15 protein-coding genes are annotated in these 24,608 nt (G+C 60.3%); 4 read left to right on the top strand and 11 right to left on the bottom strand.

The annotated features are described in order from the left end of the window. Position 1: 1 nt before the first annotated feature. On the bottom strand, positions 2–2,362 hold the full coding sequence (gene feoB, locus RBR41_RS11770; protein WP_320352802.1) for a ferrous iron transport protein B: 2,361 nt from the start codon (positions 2,360–2,362) through the stop codon (positions 2–4). Positions 2,363–2,779: 417 nt separating this feature from the next. On the opposite strand from feoB, the gene fabF reads away from it, so the two are divergent. Further along, the gene (gene fabF / locus RBR41_RS11765; protein ID WP_320352800.1) at positions 2,780–4,009 is read left to right on the top strand and encodes a beta-ketoacyl-ACP synthase II; all 1,230 of its coding nucleotides are present in this window, start codon (positions 2,780–2,782) and stop codon (positions 4,007–4,009) included. A gap of 229 nt (positions 4,010–4,238) precedes the next feature. On the opposite strand, the gene RBR41_RS11760 is transcribed toward fabF, so the two are convergent. The 6 genes from RBR41_RS11760 to RBR41_RS11735 form a co-directional block, all read right to left on the bottom strand. Further along, complete coding sequence (locus tag RBR41_RS11760) at positions 4,239–5,147, bottom strand: ATP-binding protein (protein WP_320352799.1); 909 nt, start codon at positions 5,145–5,147, stop codon at positions 4,239–4,241. Positions 5,148–5,207: 60 nt separating this feature from the next. Next, entirely contained in the window at positions 5,208–6,569 is a 1,362-nt protein-coding gene (locus RBR41_RS11755) for a glycosyltransferase (RefSeq protein ID WP_320352798.1), read from the bottom strand. After that, the gene (locus RBR41_RS11750; protein ID WP_320352820.1) at positions 6,569–7,522 is read right to left on the bottom strand and encodes an aminotransferase class IV; all 954 of its coding nucleotides are present in this window, start codon (positions 7,520–7,522) and stop codon (positions 6,569–6,571) included. The genes RBR41_RS11755 and RBR41_RS11750 overlap by 1 nt, the downstream gene beginning before the upstream one ends. Positions 7,523–7,629: 107 nt before the next feature. After that, a complete protein-coding gene (locus tag RBR41_RS11745; protein WP_320352797.1) occupies positions 7,630–8,676 on the bottom strand; it encodes an aspartate-semialdehyde dehydrogenase in 1,047 nt (348 codons plus the stop codon). Between the two features lie 678 nt (positions 8,677–9,354). After that, positions 9,355–10,719 (bottom strand): asparagine--tRNA ligase, encoded by a 1,365-nt coding sequence (gene asnS / locus RBR41_RS11740; RefSeq protein WP_320352796.1) that lies wholly within the window; start codon positions 10,717–10,719, stop codon positions 9,355–9,357. 399 nt (positions 10,720–11,118) lie between these two features. After that, positions 11,119–11,562, bottom strand: coding sequence for a DMT family transporter (locus RBR41_RS11735; protein ID WP_320352794.1), 444 nt, complete (start codon positions 11,560–11,562; stop codon positions 11,119–11,121). A 333-nt stretch (positions 11,563–11,895) separates the two neighbouring features. Here RBR41_RS11735 and RBR41_RS11730 point away from each other — a divergent pair, with 333 nt between their 5' ends. Both RBR41_RS11730 and RBR41_RS11725 read left to right on the top strand, forming a co-directional pair. After that, on the top strand, positions 11,896–13,452 hold the full coding sequence (locus RBR41_RS11730) for a PLP-dependent aminotransferase family protein (RefSeq protein WP_320352793.1): 1,557 nt from the start codon (positions 11,896–11,898) through the stop codon (positions 13,450–13,452). Positions 13,453–13,619: 167 nt separating this feature from the next. Further along, entirely contained in the window at positions 13,620–14,096 is a 477-nt protein-coding gene (locus tag RBR41_RS11725; RefSeq protein ID WP_320352792.1) for a hypothetical protein, read from the top strand. Positions 14,097–16,795: 2,699 nt separating this feature from the next. On the opposite strand, the gene RBR41_RS11720 is transcribed toward RBR41_RS11725, so the two are convergent. The 4 genes from RBR41_RS11720 to RBR41_RS11705 all read right to left on the bottom strand — a co-directional run bounded on the left by RBR41_RS11720 (position 16,796) and on the right by RBR41_RS11705 (position 23,051). Further along, positions 16,796–19,747, bottom strand: coding sequence for a diguanylate cyclase (locus tag RBR41_RS11720; RefSeq protein ID WP_320352791.1), 2,952 nt, complete (start codon positions 19,745–19,747; stop codon positions 16,796–16,798). A gap of 274 nt (positions 19,748–20,021) precedes the next feature. Next, a complete protein-coding gene (locus tag RBR41_RS11715) occupies positions 20,022–20,927 on the bottom strand; it encodes a DNA polymerase III subunit delta' (protein ID WP_320352790.1) in 906 nt (301 codons plus the stop codon). A gap of 20 nt (positions 20,928–20,947) precedes the next feature. Continuing rightward, positions 20,948–22,225, bottom strand: coding sequence for an adenylosuccinate synthase (locus RBR41_RS11710; RefSeq protein WP_320352789.1), 1,278 nt, complete (start codon positions 22,223–22,225; stop codon positions 20,948–20,950). Positions 22,226–22,691: 466 nt separating this feature from the next. Continuing rightward, on the bottom strand, positions 22,692–23,051 hold the full coding sequence (locus RBR41_RS11705; protein WP_320352788.1) for a hypothetical protein: 360 nt from the start codon (positions 23,049–23,051) through the stop codon (positions 22,692–22,694). A 203-nt stretch (positions 23,052–23,254) separates the two neighbouring features. Here RBR41_RS11705 and RBR41_RS11700 point away from each other — a divergent pair, with 203 nt between their 5' ends. Further along, positions 23,255–24,532 carry an IMP cyclohydrolase gene (locus RBR41_RS11700; protein ID WP_320352787.1) on the top strand — a complete coding sequence of 426 codons (1,278 nt, stop codon included), beginning with the start codon at positions 23,255–23,257 and terminating at the stop codon, positions 24,530–24,532. The last annotated feature ends 76 nt before the right edge of the window (positions 24,533–24,608 follow it).

Genomic DNA, 24,608 nt, shown 5'->3' with positions numbered 1-24,608 from the left:
GTCAGTTTCCCATCCAGGCGCAGTAGGTCTGGTAAATGCCCACGGCCATAGCGAAGGCCAGCAGGGTATTGAAAATGATGCTGAAGAAAACCCATTTCCAGCTGCCGGATTCCTGTCGTATGACCACAAGGGTCACAAAGCAGGGCGCGTACAGCATGACGAAAACCAGCAGGGCCAGTGCCGAACCCTGATTCCAGCTTGGGTCCTTGCGCAGAAGCTCTGCCAGCGAAACGTCGTCGTCAGGATCCTGCTTGCCAAGGGCGTACGCCGTGCCCAGGGTGGAGATGATGGCCTCCTTGGCGGCAATGCCGCCGATGAGCGCCACGTCCGTGCGCCAGCTGAAGCCCGCATGCTGCGTCACGTCCTCAAGCCATGTGCCCAACTGCCCGGCGAGAGAATGGCGGAGCCTTTCGGCGTTCAGGGCTTTCTCGGCGCTGGCCAGCCTGTCCGCAAGGTCGGCGTGCGCGTCTTCGGCAAGCTCCGGGTTTTCCAGGGCCGCTGACAGCCGGGCCATATCGTTTTCAAAGGGCAGGGCCAGTTGCGGATCAAGGGCGGGAAAGGTCATGCCCGCCCAGATGAGCATGGCCAGGGGCACAAGCACTGTTCCGGCCTTTTTCAGGTACATCCAGGTGCGCTCCCAGCAGTGGATGCAGATGCCGCGCACTGTGGGCAGGCGGTAGGGGGGCATTTCCATCACAAGGGGGGTGGCCTCGCCCCGCAGCACGGTCTTGCGCAAAAACAGCGCCACAAAAAAGGCGAAGGCCCACGAAAGAAGGATGATCATGAACATCATGTTGGCCGCGTTTTCAGGAAAAAACGTGCCCACCAGCAGCAGGTACACGGGCAGTTTGGCCCCGCAGGCCATGTAGGGAAGGGTGAGCATGGTGGCCAGTTTTTCCTTGGGGCTGCGCATGGTGCGCGTGGCCATGACGCCGGGGATGGCGCAGCCCCCGGCAATGCCGCCGGAAATGATGTAGGGCATCACCGACGCGCCGTGCAGGCCGAACATCTGAAAAACCCTGTCCGCGATATAGGCCATGCGGGCCATGTAGCCGCTGTCTTCCACAATGGCGATAAGGGCGAACATGATGAGCACCAGGGGCACAAAACTGAGAACGCCGCCCACGCCAGCGATAAGGCCGTCAATGATGAGGGACGACAGCAGACCTTCGGGCAGGGCCGAACCGACCATCTCGCTCAGCAGGGAAAAGCCGGATTCCAGCCATGCCTGCGGGTAGGAACCGACCACAATGGTTATCTGAAACATGGCGTAAAGCACGCCCAGCATGATCAGCGCGCCCCAGAGGGCGTGCGCCAGCACCTTGTCCAGCCGGTCGCTCATGCCCAGGCGCTGGCGGTTGCCGGTTTTGCTGATGCAGGCGCTGGCCACCGTGCGCACAAAGGCGCTGTGCCCGTCTGCCACAAGACCTTCAACGTCCATATCCTGTGTGCGCAGGGTCTGGTGCAGGTCGCGGCAAAGGGCTTCAAGCCAGTCAGCCAGGGTAGGATCCGCGGCGTGTACGGCCCGGAGAGCCTCCGGGTCGCTCTGGGCAAGGTTCAGGGCCAGCCAGCGCGGCGCGCAGTGGGCGTAGGGGGAAGCGGCCATGCGGCTGCTGCCCGCGATGAGTTCTTCCATCTGGGCCAGGGCCGGGTCCAGCACGGGGCCGTAACTGATACGTAGGGCTTGTGTTTTCAGGCGGGGGCAAAGCGCGTCCTGCGCTCCGGCCAAGGCTGGTTCGGGGTAAGGAGCGGGGCCGGGGCAGGGAGCGGGTTCGGCGGGGTCGGGTTCCGCGTCGGCCAGGGCGCGTCCGCGCGCCGCATCAAGAGCCTCGTGCAGGCCCTTGCCGCTGGTGCCCACCGTGGGCAAGGCGCTTGCGTCCATCATGCTGGAGAGCCGGGCAAAGTCTATTTCAATGCCTGCGGCTCTGGCCTCGTCCATCATATTGCAGGCCAGTACCACGGGCAGGCCCATTTCGCGCAACTGGGCCGTGAGCAGCAGGCCGCGCTCCAGGATGCCCGCATCCACCACATTTATGACGGCCTGCACCGTTCCGCTGAGCAGCACGTTGCGTGCCACCACCTCTTCCTGCGAGTAGGCCGAGAGCGAATAGGTGCCCGGCAGGTCCACAAGCACCAGCTTTTGCCCCTGATGGCGGATAATGCCCTCTTTTTTTTCAACAGTGACGCCGCTGTAGTTGCCCACATGCTGGCGCGCGCCGGTGAGGGCATTGAAAACCGTGGTTTTGCCGCAGTTGGGATTGCCCGCAATGGCGAACCGCAAAGCATAGGTAAGGCCGCCAATATTGGCGCGCGCGCTGGCTGCTGAAGGCAATACGGCATCAGCAGAATAGGATTCCGACATTATGGCGCTCCTGTGGTTGCCTGTGGCCTCCGCAGTGCGAAAGTCGCTGACAAGAAGCTGGTGGGGTATTTTTCGAAATTGAAATCTATTTTCAAAAATGGACGAAGTCAAGCAATGCTTGCGGGAAAGGAAAAAATCGCGGGGGGCAAAGTTGGCGGCTGCATTGGCCACATTGACGTTTCGTCCACCTTTACGGTAGATGTCTATACTTAAAAAAACACGGGAAACCATTGCCCTTTCCCGCATCCCCTTGCACGCCCGCAAGGCAGACATCTGCTTTCATCGGTGTACGGGCCATATGTGGTTTCCAGGGCTTATCCGCTGGGGCGTCTGGTAGTTGAAAGTATTCATTGGCACTGTTTGCAAGTGCCCGTGGCACTCGCCAGGGTATTTTACAATCAAAGCTCAGGAGAGCATATGCGTAAGGTGGTTGTAACTGGGTACGGCATCATTTCACCTTCAGGAAATGACGCCGAAACGCTTTGGAAGAACATCTCGACCGGCACGTCCGGCATAAAAAAAATTGAAGACCCCGCCTTTGCGGAAAGCGCGTCACGGGTTGGCGGCGTTATCGGGGACTTTTCTGCCGAGGCCTATCTGGAGGCCAAGGAAGCGAAGAAGTACGACCGCTACATCCAGTATGCCTACGCGGCGGCAAAGCAGGCCCTTGATATGGCCAATCCCGGCGACGACTGGGACGCCGAACGCGCGGGCGTATATGTGGGATCGGGCGTTGGCGGCATAGAGACCATCATGCGCAACCATGAGGCCTTTCTTGCCAAGGGCGCGCGCCGCGTGTCGCCCTTTTTGGTGCCGATGATGATCAGCAATATGGCCTCGGGCGTCATTGCCATCAAAACGGGCTTCAAGGGTGCGAACTACGCGCCGGTTTCGGCCTGCGCCACCGCGAACACCGCCATTGGCGAGGCATTTTTGAGCATCAGACACGGCTATGCCGACATGATGCTGGCCGGTGGGGCCGATGCGGGCATCCATCCCTTTCTGTTTGCCGGATTTTCAAGCATGAAGGCCCTGACCACCAATAACGACCATCCGACGCAGGCCAGCCGTCCCTTTGACCGCGACCGCGACGGATTCGTCATGTCCGAAGGGGCCGCCGTGCTCCTGCTTGAAGACCTTGAGCACGCCACGCGGCGCGGGGCCACCATTCTGGGCGAAGTGGCGGGCTACGGCGCTACCTGCGACGCGGGCCACATCACCTCGCCGGATTTTCACGGTGCGGCCCGGTCAATGAAGATCGCCATCAAACAGGCCGGAGTGACTCCCGGCGACATTGGCTATATCAACGCCCACGCCACCGGCACGCGGGAAGGCGACAAGTCTGAAGCCAAGGCCATTGGGGATGTTTTTCAGCAGTGCCTGGACAGCGCCCGTGTGAGCGCCACCAAGTCCATGACGGGCCATCTTTTTGGCGCGGCGGGCGGCATTGAGGCGATCATCACCCTGCAGGCCCTGCGGCACGGGTTGCTGCCGCCCACCATCAATCTGGACAATCCCGACGACGAGTGCGGCCTGAACCATATCCGCAACGTGGCTGTGAAGTCCGACATTACCTACGCGCTTTCCAATGCTTTTGGCTTTGGCGGGCACAATGCCTCGGTGGTTTTCAAAAAGCACGAGGGATAGAGCCTTTTTACCCCCTGAATTTGCTCCGGCCATTGCCACAGCACCGTTCAGGATACAACATCTCTGCGATACAAAAGGGCGCAGCCGTGAGGCTGCGCCCTTTTGCGTTAAATTACGATAAAAGTTTTAGGGGGAGGGGGTGTGGGGGAGGAGACCCTTTTGCAAAAGGGTCCCTCCCCCACAAAGCATTCCAGCACATCCCAACAACACCTCTCAAACCAAGCCCGCTCTAACCTTCGCCTTGTAAGGCGGCGCGGATGCGGCAGACGCCGCAGGTCTCGCCGGAGGACGTGGGGTAGCCGCAGAGGGTGCAGGGGGCCAGTTCCAGGCCTTCTTCGGCCTCACGGCGGGCGAAGACGGGCCGTCCGCGTGCGAGAAAGCCCTGATAGAAATCGAGTTTGCGGCCGGGCATGGCGGCTTCGAGGTTCTGCATCAGTCCCTTGAGGGTGGTGAAGCTTGCTCCGGGGCTGTAGGGGCAGGGCGCGTAGTGGTTTTCGATGCCCATCAGGAAGGCGTAGTTGGCTGTTTCAAATTCCGAGAGCCGCCAGAGGGGTTTGACCTTGCGTGAAAAGCCGTGCTCGCTGTCCAGCAGTGGCCCCTGGTCGGAAAGGTAGGCTGTGTCCCAGCGCAGGGTATTGCTGAACAGGCGGGCCACCTCGTCATCGAGGTTATGGCCTGTGGCCAGGGCGTCAAAGCCTTCATCCAGGGCGACCTTGTTGAAAAAATGGCGTTTGATCTTGCCGCAGGCGGAGCAGACGGGGCGGTTCAGGCGTTCTTTGACAGCCGGAATGGGCAGGCCTTCGGCGACCATTTCCTTGACCATCAGATTGAGGCCGTGCTTGGCGCAGAAGCGCTCCACCACGCCGCGCGCGGCTGCGGAGGAAACGGGAATGCCAAGGTCGATGTGCAGGCCCGTGACATTGTAGCCCTGAAGCGACAGCTCGAGCATGAGGGCCAGCGAGTCCTTGCCGCCTGAAAGCGCCACCAGCACGCGCTCGTCGCGGGTGAAAAGCTTTTGGCCTTCAATGCCCCTGGCAACCTGGCGGGAAAAAAACGTCTTGTAGCAGTCGGGACAAAAGGCGGCATTGTGGCTGCGCAGGGCAACCACGGCCTCGGCTTTACAGATCTTGCACTTCATCGCTGTTCCTGGGCTGTATGTAAAAATTAGATGTCACGGTATTTCAGTAGAGAAATCTGTTCACGTCCGGGGATTGCCTGTGACGGGCATTGCCGGATCCAGCCAGCCAAGCTGGCGGCACCAGTGCTGATACAGGGTGCAGGTTCTGACAGCAAAGGATTCAAGTCCCACATGGTCGCGCAGGGACTGGCTGGCTTCAACGAGCCTGCGCCGCAGGGGCGCATCCTGCATGATGTCGATCATGGCCTTGGCAAGGGCCTGGGGATCGTTTTCTTCCACCAGCAGCGCCACGTCAGCCGGGTCATTGTTGTCAAGGCGCAGGCGTTCGCGGTGCAGGGGGCTTGCGCTGCACACTGTGGGCAGAAAGGCCGCCACGCCCGCCCAAAGGTTTTCGGGCAGTTCTTCTGGAGAAGATCCTGGCGCTATCCAGGCATGGCAGTGCCGCAGAACCTCTGGCAGGGACTGCTCGTTGAGCAGGCACAGGCGCGAACTGACGCCGAGGTTTTCGGCCTCTTCCAGCAGTTCGGCATAGCGTGGGCCGCCCCCCAGCGCACGTACTTCCCAGGTGGGCAGATCGCCGCGCTGCCAGATGGCCGCCATGGCGCGCGTCACCAGTTGCGCGCCGGAGCGCGGCGTCAGGGCGTCGGCCAGGGCAAAGATAAAGCGTTGCTCGCGGGATTGCGCCGTTTTTTCTGCAATGGGTTCAGACGATTGCGTCTGCTCCCAGGGCGAGGAGGGCGCAAAGTCGTCCAGGCTCATGCCGGGGGCAACCAGGGTGAGGAGGTCGCCGTCAAGGCGCAGCGTCCGCCCTTTTTCGCCGTATTCCGCCAGCGGGGCGGCATTGTCGGCATCTGCACGAGCCTTGTTGTCGGGAGAGCAAGCGCCCCTGTTTGCCACTGCTTCCGGCATGATGTGGGCGGGCATGCGCTCCAGTATGTGCTGTGAGCCGCAAAGGGTTTTATGCGCGGCCAAAAAGGGCTTGCCCGTCATGCTCTGGGCTGCGGGCGGCCGCAGCAGAAAAGCGTGCGCCAAAAGGGTTGCGCCGGGTTTACGCATGCGCAGGACGCTGCGGCCGAGGGCCATGGCGTCCTGACCGAGCGTCTGCACCAGCAGGCGGGCATGCCTGCGCTGCCAGCGCCACAGCTTCCACAGATTGAGGGGGTTGCGCACGCTCGCGCCGCTGACGGGAATGACGGGCAGATTGAGTTGCACGGCGCGGCTATGCAGGCTGGAATGCTCAATGCAGACCAGCATGGGGGCAAAGTTGCCGCCGTCGCGCATGCTGCGGGCCAGCGCAAGGGCGTGTTCCTCTTCCATACGGGCCGTGCGCATGGGCGAACCAATCTCGGCCCAGCGCGCCTGTTCGTCAGGGGTGGCGGGGCCGGGTGTGGTGTTTTGCAGGGCTATGAGCAGAACACGCATCAGAAGGGAGTGCCTTGTTGCAGCAGGTGGTCGAGCAGGGCCGTATGCAGCCATTGGGCCACGGGGCCGGGTTTGCCGCGCCATGCGCCATGACCAACGGGGATGCCGTCAAAATGCGTAACGCCCACGCACAGGGTGGAACTGGTGAAAAGCAGCATTTCACGGGCAGTGGCGATTTCGTCCTTGTGGATGGGCCGTTCCAGTACGGGCAGGGGGTCGGGAACGCGCCGCGCCGCCAGTTCAAGGGCCGCCAGCATGGTGGTGCCGGGCAAAATGCGCCTGAGTTCGGGGCAGAGCAGGCTGCCGTGGGCGTCCACAAGGCCCACGTTGGCTGTGGCGGCCTCGCCCATGAAGCCGTTTTCGTCAAAGGTCACGGCCACGTCCATGCCTTTTTGCGCGGCTTCCATCGCCATGAAGACATTGGGCAGATAGTTGGTGTTCTTGATGCGGGCGAGGTATTCCTGCTTGGGCGGAATGTCGCTGGTAAAGGCGGTGAGGCCCTTTGCATAAAAGGCTTCGCCCGCGAAGTTTTTGCGCAGGGCCACAATGTAAAGCCCGGCCTGCGGGCATTCCGACGGGCTGATGCCGAAACCGCCGGGGCCTCGGCTCAGGAACACGCGCATGTCGCCCTGCTCGTTTGCTGCGGCGCGGGCAACATCCAGAATGATGGCGCGCACTTCGTCCCAGGAGCAGGGCGGCGTGATTTTCAGGGCGGCTGCGCCGTCCTTGAGGCGGGTCAGGTGCTGGTCAAAGCTGAACAGCCTGCCCTGGCGGTAACTGATGCTCTCAAAAAGGCCGTCGCCCCTGTGGCAGATGTGGTCGTCCAGAGGCAGGAGCAGCAGGCTGGCGTCTGTGCAGATATGCCCCACCCTGTGGTCATAGAAGGCCAGCACGTTCTCTGTTCCGGGTCGGGGGGCGGCCAGCAGGGCCGCAAGGTATGTCTGGGCATCCACTGCTTTCAAGGGGGGTCTCCTCAATGGGCGGACGGGATTTTCCCCGCCCGCCCGCTGAAGGCGTATTTGTATCTGGCGATGCGAACGCGCGTATAAACGCAGCCGTTCTACGCCATGAAGACGTTTTTGTCCGCCACGCGCACAAGTTCGCGCTGCACAAGCGCTTCGGCGATCTGCACGGCGTTGAGGGCCGCGCCCTTGCGGATGTTGTCGGCCACAATCCACATGTTGAGGCCGTTTTCAATGGTTTCGTCCTCGCGGATGCGCCCCACGTAGGTGGCGTCCTCGCCCACGCAGTAGCCGGGCATGGGGTACATGAGCTCGCGGGGATTGTCGAACACGCGCACGCCGGGGGCCTGCGAAAGCATGACGCGGGCGTCGCGGGCCGATATTTTCTTCTCCGTCTCGATGTTGACGGATTCCGCATGGCAGTAGAACACGGGCACGCGCACGCAGGTGGCCGTAACCTTGACCGAAGGATCGTTGAAAATCTTGACGGTCTCGTGAACCATCTTCATTTCTTCCTTGGTGTAGTCGTTTTCAAGGAAAACGTCGATGTGCGGCAGGCAGTTGAAGGCGATGCGGTAGGGATAGGTCTTGTTTTCGGGGTCGCGGCCGTTGAAAAGGTCACGCACCTGCCGTTCCAGCTCTTCAATGCCCTTCTGCCCCGTGCCGGAAACCGCCTGATAGGTGGAAACCACGATGCGCTTGATTTTCGCCGCGTCGTGCAGGGGCTTCAGCGCCACAACCATCTGGATGGTGGAGCAATTGGGGTTGGCGATAATGCCCTGGTGCGCGTCCAGCGCGCTGGCATTTACTTCGGGCACCACCAGAGGGCAGCGGTCGTCCATGCGCCATGCTGCGGAATTGTCCACTACAACACAGCCCGCATGGGCCGCATGGGGGGAGAATTTTTGCGAAGCGGCGCCGCCAGCGGAGAAAATGGCCAGATCAATGCCTTCAAAGACGTCTTCTTTCAGCTCTTCAACAGTTAGCTCGCGCTCGCCAAAGGGCACCCTGGTGCCAGCCGAACGGGCGGAGGCAAAGGCACGTACTTCGGTAGCGGGAAATTCGCGCTCGTGAAGGGTCTTGAGCATTTCACGGCCTACGGCGCCAGTGGCGCCCACAACGGCAACAGTCAGCTTCTTGCTCATGGTCTTTCGCTCTCCTTGGGGCAATGCCCGGCGACCTTACGGAGCCGCCGATAAAAAGGGCGCGGCGTGTGCGCGCGGTGAGGCGGAAGTATAGCCTCCATTGCGGCAAAAGTGAAGGGCGGGCTTGCTGCAAAAACCGTTACGCTTGAAGTTGTGTTCTGGAGCTGTTGTGTTCTGGAGTGATGGTATCTTGAAATGCCTTGTGGGGGAGGGACCCTTTTAAAAAAGGGTCGCCTCCCCCACGCCCCCACCCCCTAAAATTTTTATTGTTTCTTAGTATGTTGCAAAAATTTTTAGGTTTAAAGCGGGGGGCGGGCGGCTGGCCCGTGGTGTGCAAGAGGCGGGGGGGGGACGAAAAAGAGCGCATTGGCGGCATAACACCGCAAAGTTTATCTGCTCCCAGCAAGGGACACGGCGGCGGCAAACAGCGGCGGCAAACGGCGGCGGCAAACAGCGGCGGCAAACAGCGGCGGCAAACGGCGCATGCCCCCTTACGGCGCGCGCCAAATGCCACAGCCGCCAGAGCAGTTTTATGGTGAAACTGCTCTGGCGGCTGTGAGTGTCGGTCTTTTGTCCCTGTCAGGGCCGCATTGCCGTGGGGTTGGCCATGTTCGTGACGAAGCGTGGCGCATTCCGTAGAGTGGCGCGCCCTGGGCGCGTTGATCTTCCGGGCAGGGCCTAGAATTCCAGATTGCCCGGCGTACGCGGGAAGGGAATGACATCGCGGATATTGGTGATGCCCGTGAGCATCATGAGCAGGCGCTCGAAGCCCAGGCCAAAGCCCGCATGGGGTACGGTGCCGAAGCGGCGCAGATCAAGATACCACCAGTAATCCTCGGGGTTCTGCCCCATTTCGCGGATGCGCGCCTCAAGCCTGTGGAGGCGCTCTTCACGCTGGGAACCGCCGATGAGCTCGCCAATGCGGGGTACCAGCATGTCCATGGCGGCCACGGTTTTGCCGTCCTCATTTTGCCGCATGTAGAACGCTTTGATATCCTTGGGATAATCGTAAACGATCACGGGCTTTTTAAAGTGCTCTTCGGCAAGATAGCGCTCGTGCTCGGTTTGCAGGTCAGTGCCGAAGGACACGGGGAAGGTGAAATCCTTGCCGCATTTTTGCAGAATTTCAACAGCCTCTGTGTAGGGCACGCGGGCAAAGGGCGCGGCCAGCATGTGTTGCAGACGTTCGCGCAGGCCCTTGTCCACAAAGCTGTCAAAAAGGTTCACGTCGTCTTCGCAATGCGTCAGTACGTGGTTCACCACATGGCGCGTCAGGCCCTCGCCCAGTTCCATGAGGTCTTCGATGTCGGCAAAGGCCATTTCTGGCTCGATCATCCAGAATTCGGCGGCGTGACGCGGGGTATTGGAGTTCTCCGCCCGAAAGGTGGGGCCAAAGCTGTATACGCGGCCAAGGCCCGTGGCCAGGGCTTCGGCCTCAAGCTGACCGGAAACCGTGAGGTTGCACTGGCGGCTGAAGAAATCCTCGCCAAGATCCTTTGCGCCGGGCTCAAGCGTGGTCACGCGGAACATTTCGCCCGCGCCCTCGCAGTCCGCTCCGGTAAGCACCGGGGTATGGACAAGGGAGAAGCGGCGGCCGCGAAAAAATTCGTGCACGGCAAAACCGGCCTCGGAACGGATGCGGAACATGGCTCCGTATTTGTTGGTGCGCGGGCGCAGGTGGGCGATGGTGCGCAAAAATTCGTCCGAATGCCGCTTTTTTTGCAGAGGAAAGCTCTCCGGGTCCGCAAGGCCGTATACCTCAACGTGCTGCGCGCGCACTTCCCACTTTTGCCCCTTGCCGGGCGAGGGCACAAGCTCGCCCGTGATGCGCACGGCCGCGCCAGTGGCCGCGTCGCCAAGGCCTTCATGGGCTGGCGTGCCCGTGTCCACTATGCACTGCATGTTGGTGAGGCAGGAGCCGTCGTTGATTTCAACAAAACTGAAATCCTTGGCGTCACGGCGCGTGCGTATCCAGCCGCACAGGGCAATGGCGGGCTGTGCCGCTTCGGAATTGAGAGCGTCAATAATCAGGGTTCGCTGCATGGCGGGGCTCCTCGGTGGGAAAAGAATTTGCGCAAGTGTAGCGCTTCCGGGGGACGGGCTCAAGAGCGTATGCGCGGGCCGGGCCAGAGCAGACGCGCGGCCGACCACATGCGGCGGGTGTACGGCGGGCGTGCGGCTGGTGTATGGTTGGTGTACGGCGGGCATGCGTCCGAAAAATACTGCGGATATGCGCCCTACATGCGCCCGACATGCGGTAAATCTGCGCCCGACATGCGCCTGCGTGTGCCCGACGTGTGCCTGCGTGCGCCCGACATGCGGCAAATGTGCGCCTGCGTGTGCCCGACGTGCGGCGGGTATTGGCGGATGTTCCACAGGTGGGACGGTTTTGCGCGCCCCGCCTGTGGATCTCTCGTTGAGGCGGATTTTGCCTGAAATATTTCAGAATATTCTTACAAGAACGGCCCCGGCGAACAGCATGGCAACCCCCAGCAAGCGCAGCAGCGACGCCGGATGCTCGGGAAAGCCCACCAGAGCGAAGTGGTCAAGAATGACAGAAACCGCAAGCTGCCCCAGCAGCATAAAGGCCGTCATGGTGGCGGCCCCCAGTTTGGGGCCGAGCATGATGGTGCAGGTGACAAAGACCGTGCCGAACAGGCCGCCAATCCACAACCACCAGGGCGTGGCGGCTATTTCGCTGATGCCCGGCCAGCTTTGGCGCGTGACGAGGCTGTATATCCAGAGAGCCAGCGTGCCCACGGCAAAAGACACAAGGGACGCCTGCATGGGGTCGCCCAAAAAGCGCCGTAAAAGATTGTTGATGCCTGCCTGTACGGGAATGCACCCGCCGCCGACGACGGCCAGAAGAAGCAGTAGACTTTTCATGCTGGCTCCTAGAGCAGTTTACGAATGAAATGAGTTAATTGCTCTGCAAGGATTTTTCTAAAATCCTTACCACGAAATGCGAGCAGGCGGGCTTTTGCCTGCCGTACGCGAGTATTTCAAGTGTTACATGCTCCGGAGCAATTTCACTCTGATGGCTGGCGCAAACCACGTTTTTCGCCAGAATGACGCGTTGAAACAAAGAGTGTTTCAAAAGCAAAATGCTCCAGTTTGATGCTAACGGAAATACGGGGCTGATGCGTGTTGCACGGCTTTGCAATATGGGCAAATTGGACTACGGTACAGAGCCATTAATAAAAAATCCATTGGGCCATTATGAGCAAGCAAAGCATTACAACCGAACTGGCGGTTCTGGGCGGCCTGTCGCTCAAGCCGGGCAGCATGGGCCGTCAGTTGGCCGCCCGCCTGCGTGAAGCCATTGAAACCGGCCAGCTTTGCCCTGGCGACAGGCTGCCCGCCAGCCGTATTCTGGCGCGCAAGCTGGGGCTTGCACGCGGTACTGTGGCTGATGTCTACAGCCAGCTTGTGGCCGAAGGTTATCTTGAATCCCGCGTGGGCGCGGGCACGTATGTGGCCCGTGATCTGGGTACAACGCCCTTTGCGGCAATCCCACAAGGGCTTGCCCGGAGCAGGGCGGATATGGCTGTTCCGCCGCACTGGCCCACGGCCCGTCCGCCGTTCCGTTTTCCTGAACATCTGGAAAGGACGCAGGCCGACATGCCGCCCAATGCGCGGCGTTTTGCCGCCTTTGCCGGGCGCTTCGCCCCACAGCCGCTGGTGCCCTTTTCAGTGGCTGTGCCATTGGCGGGTATTGCCCCGGATCATACCTGGCGGCGGTTGGGTAACCGCGTTCGATCCGGCATGGAGGCCGCCCCCACAGGATATGAAGACCCCTGCGGCCTCATGCCCTTGCGGGAGGCCATTGCCGCCTATGTGCGCAAATCCAGGGCCGTGATCTGCGGGCCGGAAAATGTGATCATCACAAACGGTGCACAGCAGGGGCTCTATATCACGGGGCGTATCCTGCTTGGGCCGGGTGAACCCGTGTGGGCGGAAAATCCGGCCTATCCCGGACTCATGACCGTGCTTGAGGACGTGCAGGCGCGTATATTCCGTATTCCTGTGGACGGGCACGGCATAGACGTGTCGGCCGGAGCGGCCCTGTGCCCCGAGGCCCGCGCGGCTTTTGTCACCCCTTCGCACCAGTTTCCGCTGGGAATGGTCATGAGTATGACCCGCCGTATGGAGCTTCTGGCCTGGGCGCGCACCTGCGGGGCCTGGCTTGTGGAGGACGACTACGACAGCGAGATGCGTTTTTCCGGCCAGCCTTTTCCCGCGTTGCAGGGGCTTGACCCGCAGCGCGTCATCTATCTCGGAACCATGAGCAAGGTGCTTTTTCCCTCCCTGCGCATAGGCTATGCCATTGTGCCGCCGGATCTGGTCGAGGCCTTTGTGGGCGCGCGCACGCTTATGGACAAGCAGTCGCCCACGGCAGAACAGCATGTTCTGGCCGCCTATATGAGCGAGGGATATTTTGAGGCGCATGTGCGCCGCATCCGCAAGCTCTATGCCCAGCGCAGGCAGGTTCTGCTGCATCTGCTGCGTGCGCGCCTTGCGGACTGGGGCAGCCCGCAGTCCGGGGAGCAGGGCATGCACCTTGTTTTCTGGCTGTCCGCTCAGGTGGACGACGTGGCCGTGGCGCTTGCGGCGAGTCAGGCTGGGTTGGCGGTGCGTCCGCTTTCTCCCCTGTACGGGCGGGAAACCGGCAGGCCCGGCCTCATGCTGGGCTTTGGGGGATTCAGCGAACAGCAGCTTGAACAAGGGGTGGAAAAGCTGTGGTCGGTGCTGGAGCGCTATTGCGGGCGGGCCTGATCCGCTGAACGCGCATATTTCAAAGGCAATCCGCTTTGGCCGGATGCTGGCGCTTTTCTTTTTTCTAAACTTTATATAGACTCAAGAAAGATATGTCCTGACGCCGCGTCCGCATGGGCTGGCAGGGTCAGAAACTGTCATACACTCCGCATGTTGAGGTGAAAGGCATGAAGAAATTTTTTGGCATTCTGGCCCTGTTCTGCGCATTGACGATGGCTGGTGCAGCGATGGCCGCTACGCCTCAGGCGGGCAAGCCCGTTCAGGACAAACCCGAAAAAGGCGCGGACCGCGTGACGGTTGTAAGCGTGACCCTTGATGGCACGGACAGCATTGGCGCGCGCCTGGGCACAAATCTGAAGGAACGCTTCAATAAAAGCAGCCTCTTCACCCTGAATGATGATGAAGAAAAAGACGTGCCCAAGCTCTACGTCATGGTTGAAACCAAGCCGGAATTTTCCAGCCGCCCCGGTGTGGGGTCAGTGTATTCCGTGTGCTGGGTTTTCAAGCAGGGCAAGGGGTATCTTGGGTATCTGCTGGCCCGTGATCTTGGGACCATCAACTATGAAGATGTGGACGGGCTCGTAGACAGGCTTGTGGAGCGCACTGACGGCATTGCCGCCAAGTACAGCAGTTTGTGGAAATAAGCGCTCCGCGCTGGCATAGAAAAGTTTTTTGTTTCGAGTGATTGTTTGTGCCCCGTAGGGGTGGTACCCCGCAGGGGGTGTAAAGGCTCTCCGTTGGGGGGCCTTTTTCTTTTTATGGTGTTTTGGCCACCTAGGCAGGTGTTCTGAGGAAAGCAAAGCAGAGCTTGTCCATTGAAAGGAGGCTTCTGTGCCCTGCGGGCACGGGAGCTTTTCTTTTTATACTGTTTTGGCCGCCTGCGCGGCGTGCGGCAAGGCGGGGACTCGCGCAGCGGGCACTCTAAAGACAACTAAGCAGGGCTTGTTCTTTGAGGTGCGGTTTGTGTGCCCTGCGGGCACGGGGGCTTTTCATTTTTGTTGTTTGGGCCGCCTCCGGCGGGGGCAGAGGGGGCCTGTGAAGGGGGCTGCGCCCCCTGGCGAGGCCCCCTCTGCACTCCCCCCGTTTACCCCCCAGAGCTTTCCAATGACCGCAGATTGGCGAGGGCTGCACGGCTTTTGCTCCGGGAGCTTCCTCGCTGCGCTCGGGGATCTCCCTGCGCGCCGTGCAATGCCAGCGTGCGCCTTCGCGCTGAATGAATATCCGCAAAGGCGTATTGTCGGCTGTAGGGAGTCTCAAGTATGATGCCTGGTTGTTAAGGACGCCACGTAATGATGGAAGGGTTGAGCCTTGGGGCTGGCTTTGAAAAAGTCTTCTGTGCCCTGCGGCACGGCGCTTTTTCTTTTTTGTTGTTTTGGCGCCTTGGCGGGCGACGTTGAGATGAGGTTTTTGTGCTGGCGCAGCTAGAGAAAGTCAGGGCTTGTCCTTTGAGAGTTGTCTTCTGTGCCCTGCGGGCACGGGGACTTTTCATTTATTTCGTTTGGGCCGCCTCCGGCGGGGGCAGAGGGGGCCTGTGAAGGGGGCTGCGCCCCCTGGCGAGGCCCCCTCTGCACTCCCCCCCGTTTACCCCCCAGAGCTTTCCAATGATCGCAGATTGGCGAGGGCTGCACGGCTTTTGCTCCGGGAGCTTCCTCGCTTCGCTCGGTGATCTCCCTGCGCGCCGCGCAATGCCAGCGTGCGCCTTCGCGCTGAATGAATATCCGCAAAGGCGTATTGTCGGCTGTAGGAAGTCTCAAATATGATGCCTGGTTGTTAAGGACGCCACGTAATGATGGAAGGGTTGAGCCTTGGGGCTGGCTTTGAAAAAGTCTTCTGTGCCCTGCGGCATGGCGCTTTTTCTTTTTTGTTGTTTTGGCCGCCTCGGCGGGCGATGTTGAGATGAGGTTTTTGTGCTGGCACAACTAGAGAAAGTCAGGGCTTGTCCTTTGAGAGTTGTCTTCTGTGCCCTGCGGGCACGGGAGCTTTTCTTTTTATGCTGTTTTGGCCGCCTGCGCGGCGTGCGGCAAGGCGGGGCCGGTTATGGGGCTGCGCCCCCTTCTCGGCCCCCCTTGCATCCCCCCCGAAGCACCCCCCTGTCCAACCCTGACCAACAATTTCCTTTTTTCGGGGGCGGCTACGCACGAACCTCGCCGACGTGTCGGCTTCGGTTCTTTATGACGCCGCCCCCGGCATTCGCCCGCGCCCTGCCTGAGAAGCAGCACAGACTTGAGTGCGTTGCCCGCGTGACAGCAATATTAGAGCATTTTAGCTTTGAAAAAGTGTAAATGCTCTAAGGCTGTGCGGACGTGCAGCGCGCCACAACGTAGCGCGGATTCAGTCGCATGTCGTATTTTTCGGAGGAATGAAAACTTTGAAATGTGAAGCATTTCAAAGTTAATCTGTCCTAGCCACGCGGCAAAATCATCAGCACAACGACCTATTACCAGCAGTCGGACGTCATCCTTAAAATTCAATACAGCCAACGAAATGCACTCACTGGCTCTCATTCAGGGCGAGACCTTACGCTGGCATTGCGCGGCGCGGAGGGAGATCGCCGAGCGTAGCGAGGAAGCTCCCGGAGCAAAAGCCGCGCAGCCCTCGCGGAATGTTGGGAGATGGAAAGCCCTTGAGGGCTATCCCGTGGGAGTGGGGATATACGACAAGCCCGGCGGGGTCGTCCGGGGGGAGTGCAGAGGGGGCCTCGGAGGGGCGGCAGCCCCTAACAGGCCCCCATCTGCCCCCGCCGGAGGCGGCCCAAACACCATAAAAAGAAAAGCCTCCGTGCCCGCAGGGCACAGCAACCTCCTCTCAAAGGACAAGCCCTGCTTTGCTTTCCTCAGCGCGCCCGTCGCGCCTACCCCAAACACTCCACCCGCCGGAGGCGGCCCAAACAACATAAAAGAAAAGGCCCCGTGCCCGCAGGGCACAGCAACCTCCTCTCAAAGGACAAGCCCTGCCTTACTTTCTCCAGAGCGCCCGCCGCGCCTACCCCAAACACTCCACCCGCCGCAGGCGGCCCAAACAACAAAAAAGAAAAGCCTCCGTGCCCGCAGGGCACACAAGCCTCCTCTCAAAGGACAAGCCCTGCTTCATTCTCTCAAGGAATACCAACAGCGCAAGCCCATCCATCTGCCGCCCGCCGCAGGCGGCCCAAACTAAAATAAGGAAAAGCCTCCGTGCCCGCAGGGCACACAAGCCTCCTCTCAAAGGACAAGCCCTGCCTTACTTTCTCCAGAGCGCCCGCCGCGCCTACCCCAAACACACCGTCCCCTGCGCGGGCGACCACACAAAAATTCAAAAATATAAGTGCCTTGGAGCGGATTGACCTAGAAAAAGCGTAGCTACTCTAAAAACCAAAGCCGTCCAGCTCATCCCCTCGTTGCTGCGCTGCCGCCAACTCTTCAAGCGTCAGAGGATCATCATGAAAAACATAGCGATTCTTGCCAAGCTGCTTGGCCCGGTATTGCGCGTTATCCGCTTTTTGCAGCGCGTCTTCGTAGGTGGTCTCGCTGCCGTCAAACACATAGATGCCAATACTTGCGGTGATGTCCACGGCCTTGCCGTCCTGCTCAAAATGCATTGAAAGCGCTTGCAGCACGGATTCTGCCCGCGCGGCTATGGCGTTGCGGGTAATGCCCATGGCAAAGACGCAAAATTCGTCGCCGCCAAAGCGCCCCACGGCATCGGCATTGCGGAAGATACGCTTGAGGGCATCGGCGGCTTCGGCCAGGGCGGTATCACCCACAATGTGCCCCAGGCTGTCGTTAAGGGCCTTGAAGTTATCCAGATCCAGAAAAAGCAGGGCGTATGTTTTGCCGTCCAGGACGGTGGCCGGCAGACTCTGCATTACCCGTTCGCGGAAGGCGGTTTTGTTATAGAGATCAGTCAGGCTGTCGCGTTGCGAAAGACGCTCCAGCTCCGCCCTGCGGCGCACCTCCTCGTCAATATCCACGATCTTGCCAACGATGCGCAATGGGGCGTCGTTTTTGCTGATGCGGGTGGTCTGCACCCGACACCAGATATAGCGCCCCTGGGCTGTGGGAATGCGCATAACGCCAAAGACCGTGCGCTCGCGGGAACGGACGCGCCGCCGCATTTCCGCGAGGGCGGGCAGGTCGTCGGGATGCACGACCTGATCATTGCGCGGGCGGCCGTCAGGAGCGAACAGCGGCGTGCCTTCGCGCCCGAACTTGCTGAAAAAATTTGGCGAACAGGTGTACTGCCCTTTTTCCGTGTCCACATCAAAAATGATGTCCTGCGATTGCTCAAGAATGATGCGGTACCGTTCTTTTTCCTGCTCCAACTGCTCGTTCATGCGCTTTTGTTCGGTGATGTCAACGACAACGCAATCAAGACATGGCTGCGCGGCGTCATGCGCATCGCAGGCCCATGTGCACCGTAACAGCGCGGGCAACCACAGGCCATCTTTGCGGCGCAGGTTCAGTTCCATGCTTATGGTTGCGTTTTCCTGCCGCTGCTGCTCAAGCCGTTGATACAGATGCTCGGCTTCGGCCGGAAGCATAAAATCGGCAAGACTCGGTTTTTCCGGCGGATTGTCGCCATAATCCAGCAAGTACCAGAAGCCGCTGTTGGCATTGCGGATGTCCAGCCGTTCATTGGCCGCAAGGCTGATAACGCCGCCGTTGATATTGTTGGTAATATTGGTCAGGCGACGTTCACTCTTTTGGGCGAGGCTTTTATTTTTGCGGCGCAGGTACAGAACATAGGCAACAAAGGCCAGGGGAAAGAGCAGCAGTTCACCAGTGACCGCCAGCAGCGTCCGGTGTTCGTAGGCCATGTCTTTAAGGCTCAGAGGCCCTGCCACGGCAGAAATGTTTTCGGAAATGATCTGGCTTTTGCTTTTTTCGTCCACCTCCATGATCTGCTTGTTGATAAGACTCAGCAGGATAGGCGGCACGGTCGCGTTAATGCCCACCCGGGCTTCTTCAATGCCGCTGCACCCTTGCAGGGCGGAGATGTCTTTAAAGCGTGGCCTGGTCAGAAGGTAATCCACTTCAAGCGTGTTTTGCAGCAGCAGGTCCGCCTTGTTTTCGACAACCGCATTCAGGCAATCTTCTGTGCTGTCAAAGAATTGCAGGCGCGTGGAGGGATAGTATGTTTCCATATACGCGCGGCCGCCAAGCCAGTTTTGCGGCAGGGCAACGGCCAGGGACGTAGCGGGCGGGATTTCAAAAAAATTTTTGCCGTACAGGTTGAGCCCACTGCGCAACAGGGGCGCGGACAGCGTATAGACGGGGTTGCCCTTGGCACAGGGGTCGAACAAGGCCCCGACGCACAGGTCTATCTTGTCGCGCACAAAGTACTCGTCAAGATTTGCGTCCCCCAGGTTCATAGGCACAAAGGTGAAGCGCAGGCCGCTGGTGCGGCCAATGAGGCGCAGAATATCCGGCAGAATGCCCCTGGCTTCGCCAGTTGCAGGGTCAAACCAGGACATGGGCTTGCGGTTCGGGGGAAACCCCACCCGCAGGAGGGGACTTTCTGCCACAAAGTCGCGTTCCGCCTTGGTCAGAGGGGTCTGGTAGCTGCGCCACATGTGGGTATGGGCCAGCCGGCTTTCCAGGTCGGGCTGCTCCAGCTTCAACTGGGCCATGGCCTGTTCCAGTTCGTCCATCAGGGCGTGATTGGAGCGGTTGCCGATAAAGAAAAAGGGCAGGGGATTAAACTTGGCAAGAATGACTTCGTCATCCCGAAGGGCGGTCACTGTAGTGAGTATGGCGTCCAGCTTTTGCTCAGCCAGGGCTTGCCGGAGTGCGGTAAGGTCCCTGAACGGAAGGAGCGGCGGCGGCGTGAAGCCGTGCTGCCTGGCATAGCTGGCAAAGTTTTTGTGCCACGGGGTTCCTGCGGCAATGCCTATGCGCAGATCTGTGAAGTTATTGAAGTCTTCATAGGCAAAAGGAGTGCCTTTGGGTGCGATGAGGGCGGTGTAGGTGGTGCCGTTGGCGTAGGGGGAGTACAGGAAGCGCTTGCCGCGTTCAGGGGTGAAGAGGGCGCCGCCCATAAGATCGATATGCTCTTTTTCAAGAGCATCAGCAGCCTCCTGCCAGTTGTCGAAGTGAACGTATTCCACCCGCCAGTTGGCATATCTGCTCACCTGCTCAAGATAGTCAACAGTGTAGCCAACGGCATGGCCGTTTTCCATGCGGTGAAAGCCTGCAAGAGGAAAGATGCCTACCCAGACTGTGCGTGAGGCGGCATGGGACAGCAGGGGCGCGGCTGCCTGCAACAGGCAGAAAAACACCCAAGCGAGAAGCGCCAGGACGCGGGAGTTCCTGTGCATGTGCCCTTGTCCCCCATTGAAGCCTGCGTACCCGGCCGGTTGCCTGTGCGCCGGTGCAGTGTACATTTATTCTGGAAAGACGTGTTGTCACGCGCCAGTCGCTGGAGCAGTTTACGGATGAAAAAGGTAACTGCCCGGCAAGGAATTTCTTGAAAGTCCTTGCCATGAAATGCGAGCAGGCAGGCTTTTGCCTGCCGTACACGAGCATTTCAAGTGAATACCTGCTCACGCAGCCGCCAGAGCACGAGGAGTACAATTTACAAAGTAAATTGTCCTAAGCCCCAAGGCGCAGCGTGTGTATACGCATGGCCAGGGCTTCAACGGCCCGTGCGGGCGTAAGTCCGTACTGCAGAGCGTCCTGCGCTTCGGTCAGCCATTGGCAGACAAGCGCCAGGCCCTGCGATCCCAGAGAAGACAATGCAGAATCAAGTGGAGAAGATACGTTGTCATGTAATGTTTCTGACATTAGCCGGTTTATGGATTTCTGGCAACAGAGCATGAGACGCCCGGCCGTGGCGGCGTCCATGGCTCCCTTGGCCGCCAGGGCGTCAAGAAGCCCCTGGCCGCTGACAAGAAATTGCGCCAGCTTTTCTTCCCATGGGCGCATGTCTTCGTCCGTGGCGCGGCTGTCGGGCCATGGCAGGGTGAGGCAAAAGGAGCGGGAAACCAGGGTGGGCAGGAGTTGCTCGCGCTGGGGGGCAAGCAGGACAAAAACAGTGGTGGCGGAGGGTTCTTCAAGGGCCTTGAGCAGGGCATTGGCGGCTTCATCACGGGTAAGGCTCAGGCCCGCAAGCACGACAACCCTGCGCCCTGCGCCGTGTGGCGCGTCGCGCAGGCGGCTTTTAAGCTCCCGCACGCGCTCCATGTTGAAGGCGCGTACGGGGCCGGGATTTTCTTCGTCCTCACGGTTGCTGATGCGCCCGTCATAGGCGGCAAGGTCAAGGTGCTCGCCCGTTGCCGTTTGCAGGCAGCAGGGGCAGGCGAGGCAGGGCGAGCCCGTGGCCGAAGCCTGGGGGCAATTGATGCGCGTCGCCCAGTACAGGGCCATGTCGCGCCGCTGGGCTTCGCTGCCGCCTTCAAGCAGCAAGACCTGTGGCGGTGCGGCCCCAAGACGGTTCAGCACTTCCTTGAGCCGGTCAAAGGCCGGAGCGGCAATGGCCTGAAGCAGAGGGCCGTTCATGAGCGCACGGCGACCGCGCCTCAGCGCACGATGGTCTGCGTGCGTTCGGCGCCCACAGAGACAATGCTCACCTTTACGCCGGTAAGCTCCTCAATACGGGCGATATAGGAACGCACGGTTTCGGGCAGATCGTCATAACGGGTGCAGCCGGTGATGTCTTCTTCAAAGCCGGGCAGGTCTTCATATATGGGGGTGACCCTTTCCAGCGCGCCTTCTTCCTGCGGCGTATAGTCGAGCTTGCGGCCATCGAGTTCATAGGCCACGCAGATGCGCAGGCCGGGCAGGTTTTGCAGCACGTCCAGCTTGGTCAGGGCAATGTCCGTCATGCCGCACAGGCGCACGCTTTCACGCAGGATAACGGCGTCCAGCCAGCCGCAGCGGCGGGGACGGCCAGTGGTGGCCCCGAATTCGTGGCCCTGGGTGCGCAGGTAGCTGCCCGTGTCGTCAAGCTGCTCGGTGGGGAAGGGGCCGGAGCCCACGCGGGTGGTGTACGCCTTGACGATGCCCACCACGCGATCCAGAGCCGAGGGGCCGACGCCGCAACCGGCGGAAGCGTTGCCCGCCACGGTATTGGACGAGGTCACAAAGGGATAGGTGCCGTGGTCGATATCCAGATGGATGCCTTGAGCGCCTTCAAAAAGAATGTCGCCGCCCTCGGCCTGCACTTCCTGCAGGCGGTCTTCCACTTCGGTGAGATAGGGGGCAATGCGCGGGGCCAGAGCCAGCAGTTCTTCGCAGACAGCGGCTTCGTCCATGGGCTCAAATTTGTAGAGGTCGCGCAGCAGGGTGTTTTTTTCCTGCAGGGCGTGGGCCACCTTGGCGCGCACCAGGGCCGGATTGGTGAGGTCGCCAGCGCGCAGACCTATGCGGGCGGCCTTGTCTTCATAGCAGGGGCCGATGCCACGGCCGGTGGTGCCGATTTTGTGGGCGGCGCGCTTGGCTTCGCGGGCTTTGTCCAGGCTTTTGTGGTAGGCCATGATGAGGTGGGCTTTCTTGCTGATGCCGAGCCTGGCAGGGGAAACGTCAATGCCCTTGGCGGCGAGATGGTCCACCTCTTCAAGAAATACAAAGGGATCAAGCACCACACCGTTGCCGATGAGGCAGATTTTGCCTTCGTGCAGGATGCCTGAAGGGATCAGGTGCAGAATGGTTTCCTTGCCCTGAACCTTGATGGTGTGACCGGCGTTGTTGCCGCCCTGAAAACGGACGATGGCCCGGCTCTGGGCGCTCAGCATGTCAACGATTTTGCCCTTGCCTTCGTCGCCCCACTGTGCGCCGATGATTACCGTATTAGCCATGGTATTACCTGCCTGAAACGCCGCGGCCGGGGCGGCGTGCTGTCATGAGGAAAGTGTCGCGCGCTTGTGGGCGCAACGAATGACCGCTTTGTCAAAGTGCCAAAAACGGGACGCAAAGCCTTTCATGGTACCTATCTCGGATGCAAATACAAGTCAAACGTTCATAATGGCTTGAAACCGAACAGGCATATGCAGGAGGCAGAGCCGCGCCGGGCCTTGTGTCGGGTCATGTGTCGGGCTATGCGCAAAGCCTTGCGCAGAGCCTTGCGCAGGGACTTGCGCCGGGCTTTGAGCCCAATGCTGCGCCCAGTTCTGCGCCCAGTTCCGCGCTCAGTTCCGCGCTCAGTTCCGCGCCCCAATATGCTTCCAGATATGCGCCCAATGCTGCGCCCCGTTGTGTGCAGGGTTGCCCGGCGGCCGGGATGTCTTGCGCCAAACCTTGCGCCTGCCGTGCCAAAGTCCCGGTTCAGCTTTCGTCGTTTTCGTTGTTTTCGTCGTCCTCTTTGAGGGGGCGAAAATCCAGAACCCTGCAACGGTGTTCCGGCGCGGGTTCCTGCGGCGCTTCAAGGGAGAAGTCCGGGGCAAGGTTGGGCATCTGCGGGTCAAGGCCTTCACGCCCCTGGCTCTGACGCGACCAGTGGAAGTTGAAAAGCTGGTTTTTCCAGCGTTTGGCCTGAATAAGCGAAAAAATGAGAGTGGCTTCTTCCCACCTTTTGGTGGGTTCAAAGCGGCTGGTTGTGGTGGCGTATTTGCTCCACAGCGACATGAGCGACGCTTCGTCAATAGTGTCCAGTTGCTGTGCCAGCCGGGCGAGCAGTTTTTCCATATGTCCTCCGCTGATGCGGGTCGGCAGCGCCAAGCGGCGGCCCGCGTTGTGAGCCCTTTGGGCGACAAGGCAATGTAGGGCCTGGCTCGATTTTCGTCAACGCGCGCAGCTTTGTCGCCGTGAGCGGCTTTCGGGGTCTGGTGGCGCGGCCCGTTTTGTGCTATGCAAAGCCCTCACCTGACCAGCGAACATCTGGAGGAAGCATGTCGGATCTCAAGGCCATGTACAGCACTGTGCGCAAGGACGCTTTTCCTGAAACCATGACCATTCTTCTTGGCGACGAGAAGCTCGTATTTCAAAAACGTGTCTGGACGCTGGACGGCGAAGAAAAAGGCCTGCGCTACGGGGAAAACCCCGATCAGCCCGCCGCCCTCTACGCCCTGAAAGAAGGCTCCATCACCTGTGGCGGCCTTGAGTGGCGCGGCCCCGGTCACGGCATTGTTTCGGCCATGACCGAAGCGCAGATGATCCAGGCGGGCAAGCACCCCGGCAAGACCAATCTGACGGATGTGGACAATGGCGCGAATATTCTTCAATACCTCGCCGATCGTCCGGCCGCCATCATCCTGAAGCACAACAATCCCTGCGGCGCGGCCTGGAGCAAGGACGGCGTGGCCGTGGCCCTTGAAAAGGCCTTCTGGTGCGATCGCATCGCCGCCTTTGGCGGAGCGGTGGTCGTCAACCGCCCCTTCACCCGCGAGGCGGCTGAAATCGTCGCGGCCAACTACTTTGAAGTGGTGGCGGCTCCGGCCTTTGAAGAGGGCGTTGTGGAAATCCTCAAGGGCCGCAAAAACCTGCGCATTATGGAACTGCCCGGTCTTGGCCGCCTTGAGGAACTGACCTCTTCCGCCTTTCTTGACATCAAGTGCCTGTCCGACGGCGGCATTGTGGTGCAGAAGTCCTTTGTGAACCGCATTCTTTCCGTCAAGGATTTTCTGCCCGCCACGGCAACGACAAAAGACGGCCTTTCGGTGACGGCGCGCGCGCCCAGCCCGGCGGAACTTGACGACCTGCGCTTTGCTTGGGCCGTGGAAGCCGGGGTGACGTCCAATTCGGTTATTTTTGTGCGCGACGGGGCAACCCTTGCCATCGGCACCGGCGAGCAGGATCGCGTGGGCTGCGTGGAACTTGCCATCCACAAGGCGCACACCAAGTATGCGGACACGCTGGCCTTCCGTGAACTGGGCATGACTTTGTACGAACTCAAGCTCAAGGCTGTTCAGGATGCGGGCATGGCGGAAAAGCTGGCCGACATCGAGCGGCGCACCGAAGAGGCCCGTGGCGGACTCATTGGTTCGGCCCTGGTGTCCGACGGGTTCTTCCCCTTCCGTGACGGCGTGGACGTGGCTTTGGCGCAGGGCGTGGCGGCCATTGCGCAGCCCGGCGGCTCCATGCGCGACGCCGAAGTGATCATGGCCTGCAACGAGGCTGTGCCGCAGGTGGCCATGGTGTTTACGGGGCAGCGCTCCTTCAAGCATTAGAGCAGTTTACGAATGAAATGAGTTAAATGCTCTGCAAGGATTTTTCTGAAAATCCTTGCCGCGAAATGCGAGTAGG

It is taken from the genome of Desulfovibrio sp., assembly GCF_034006445.1.
Classification (GTDB): domain Bacteria; phylum Desulfobacterota; class Desulfovibrionia; order Desulfovibrionales; family Desulfovibrionaceae; genus Desulfovibrio.
The sequence above is the reverse complement of the archived record's forward strand: the minus strand, read 5'-3'. Positions and strand labels throughout refer to the sequence as shown.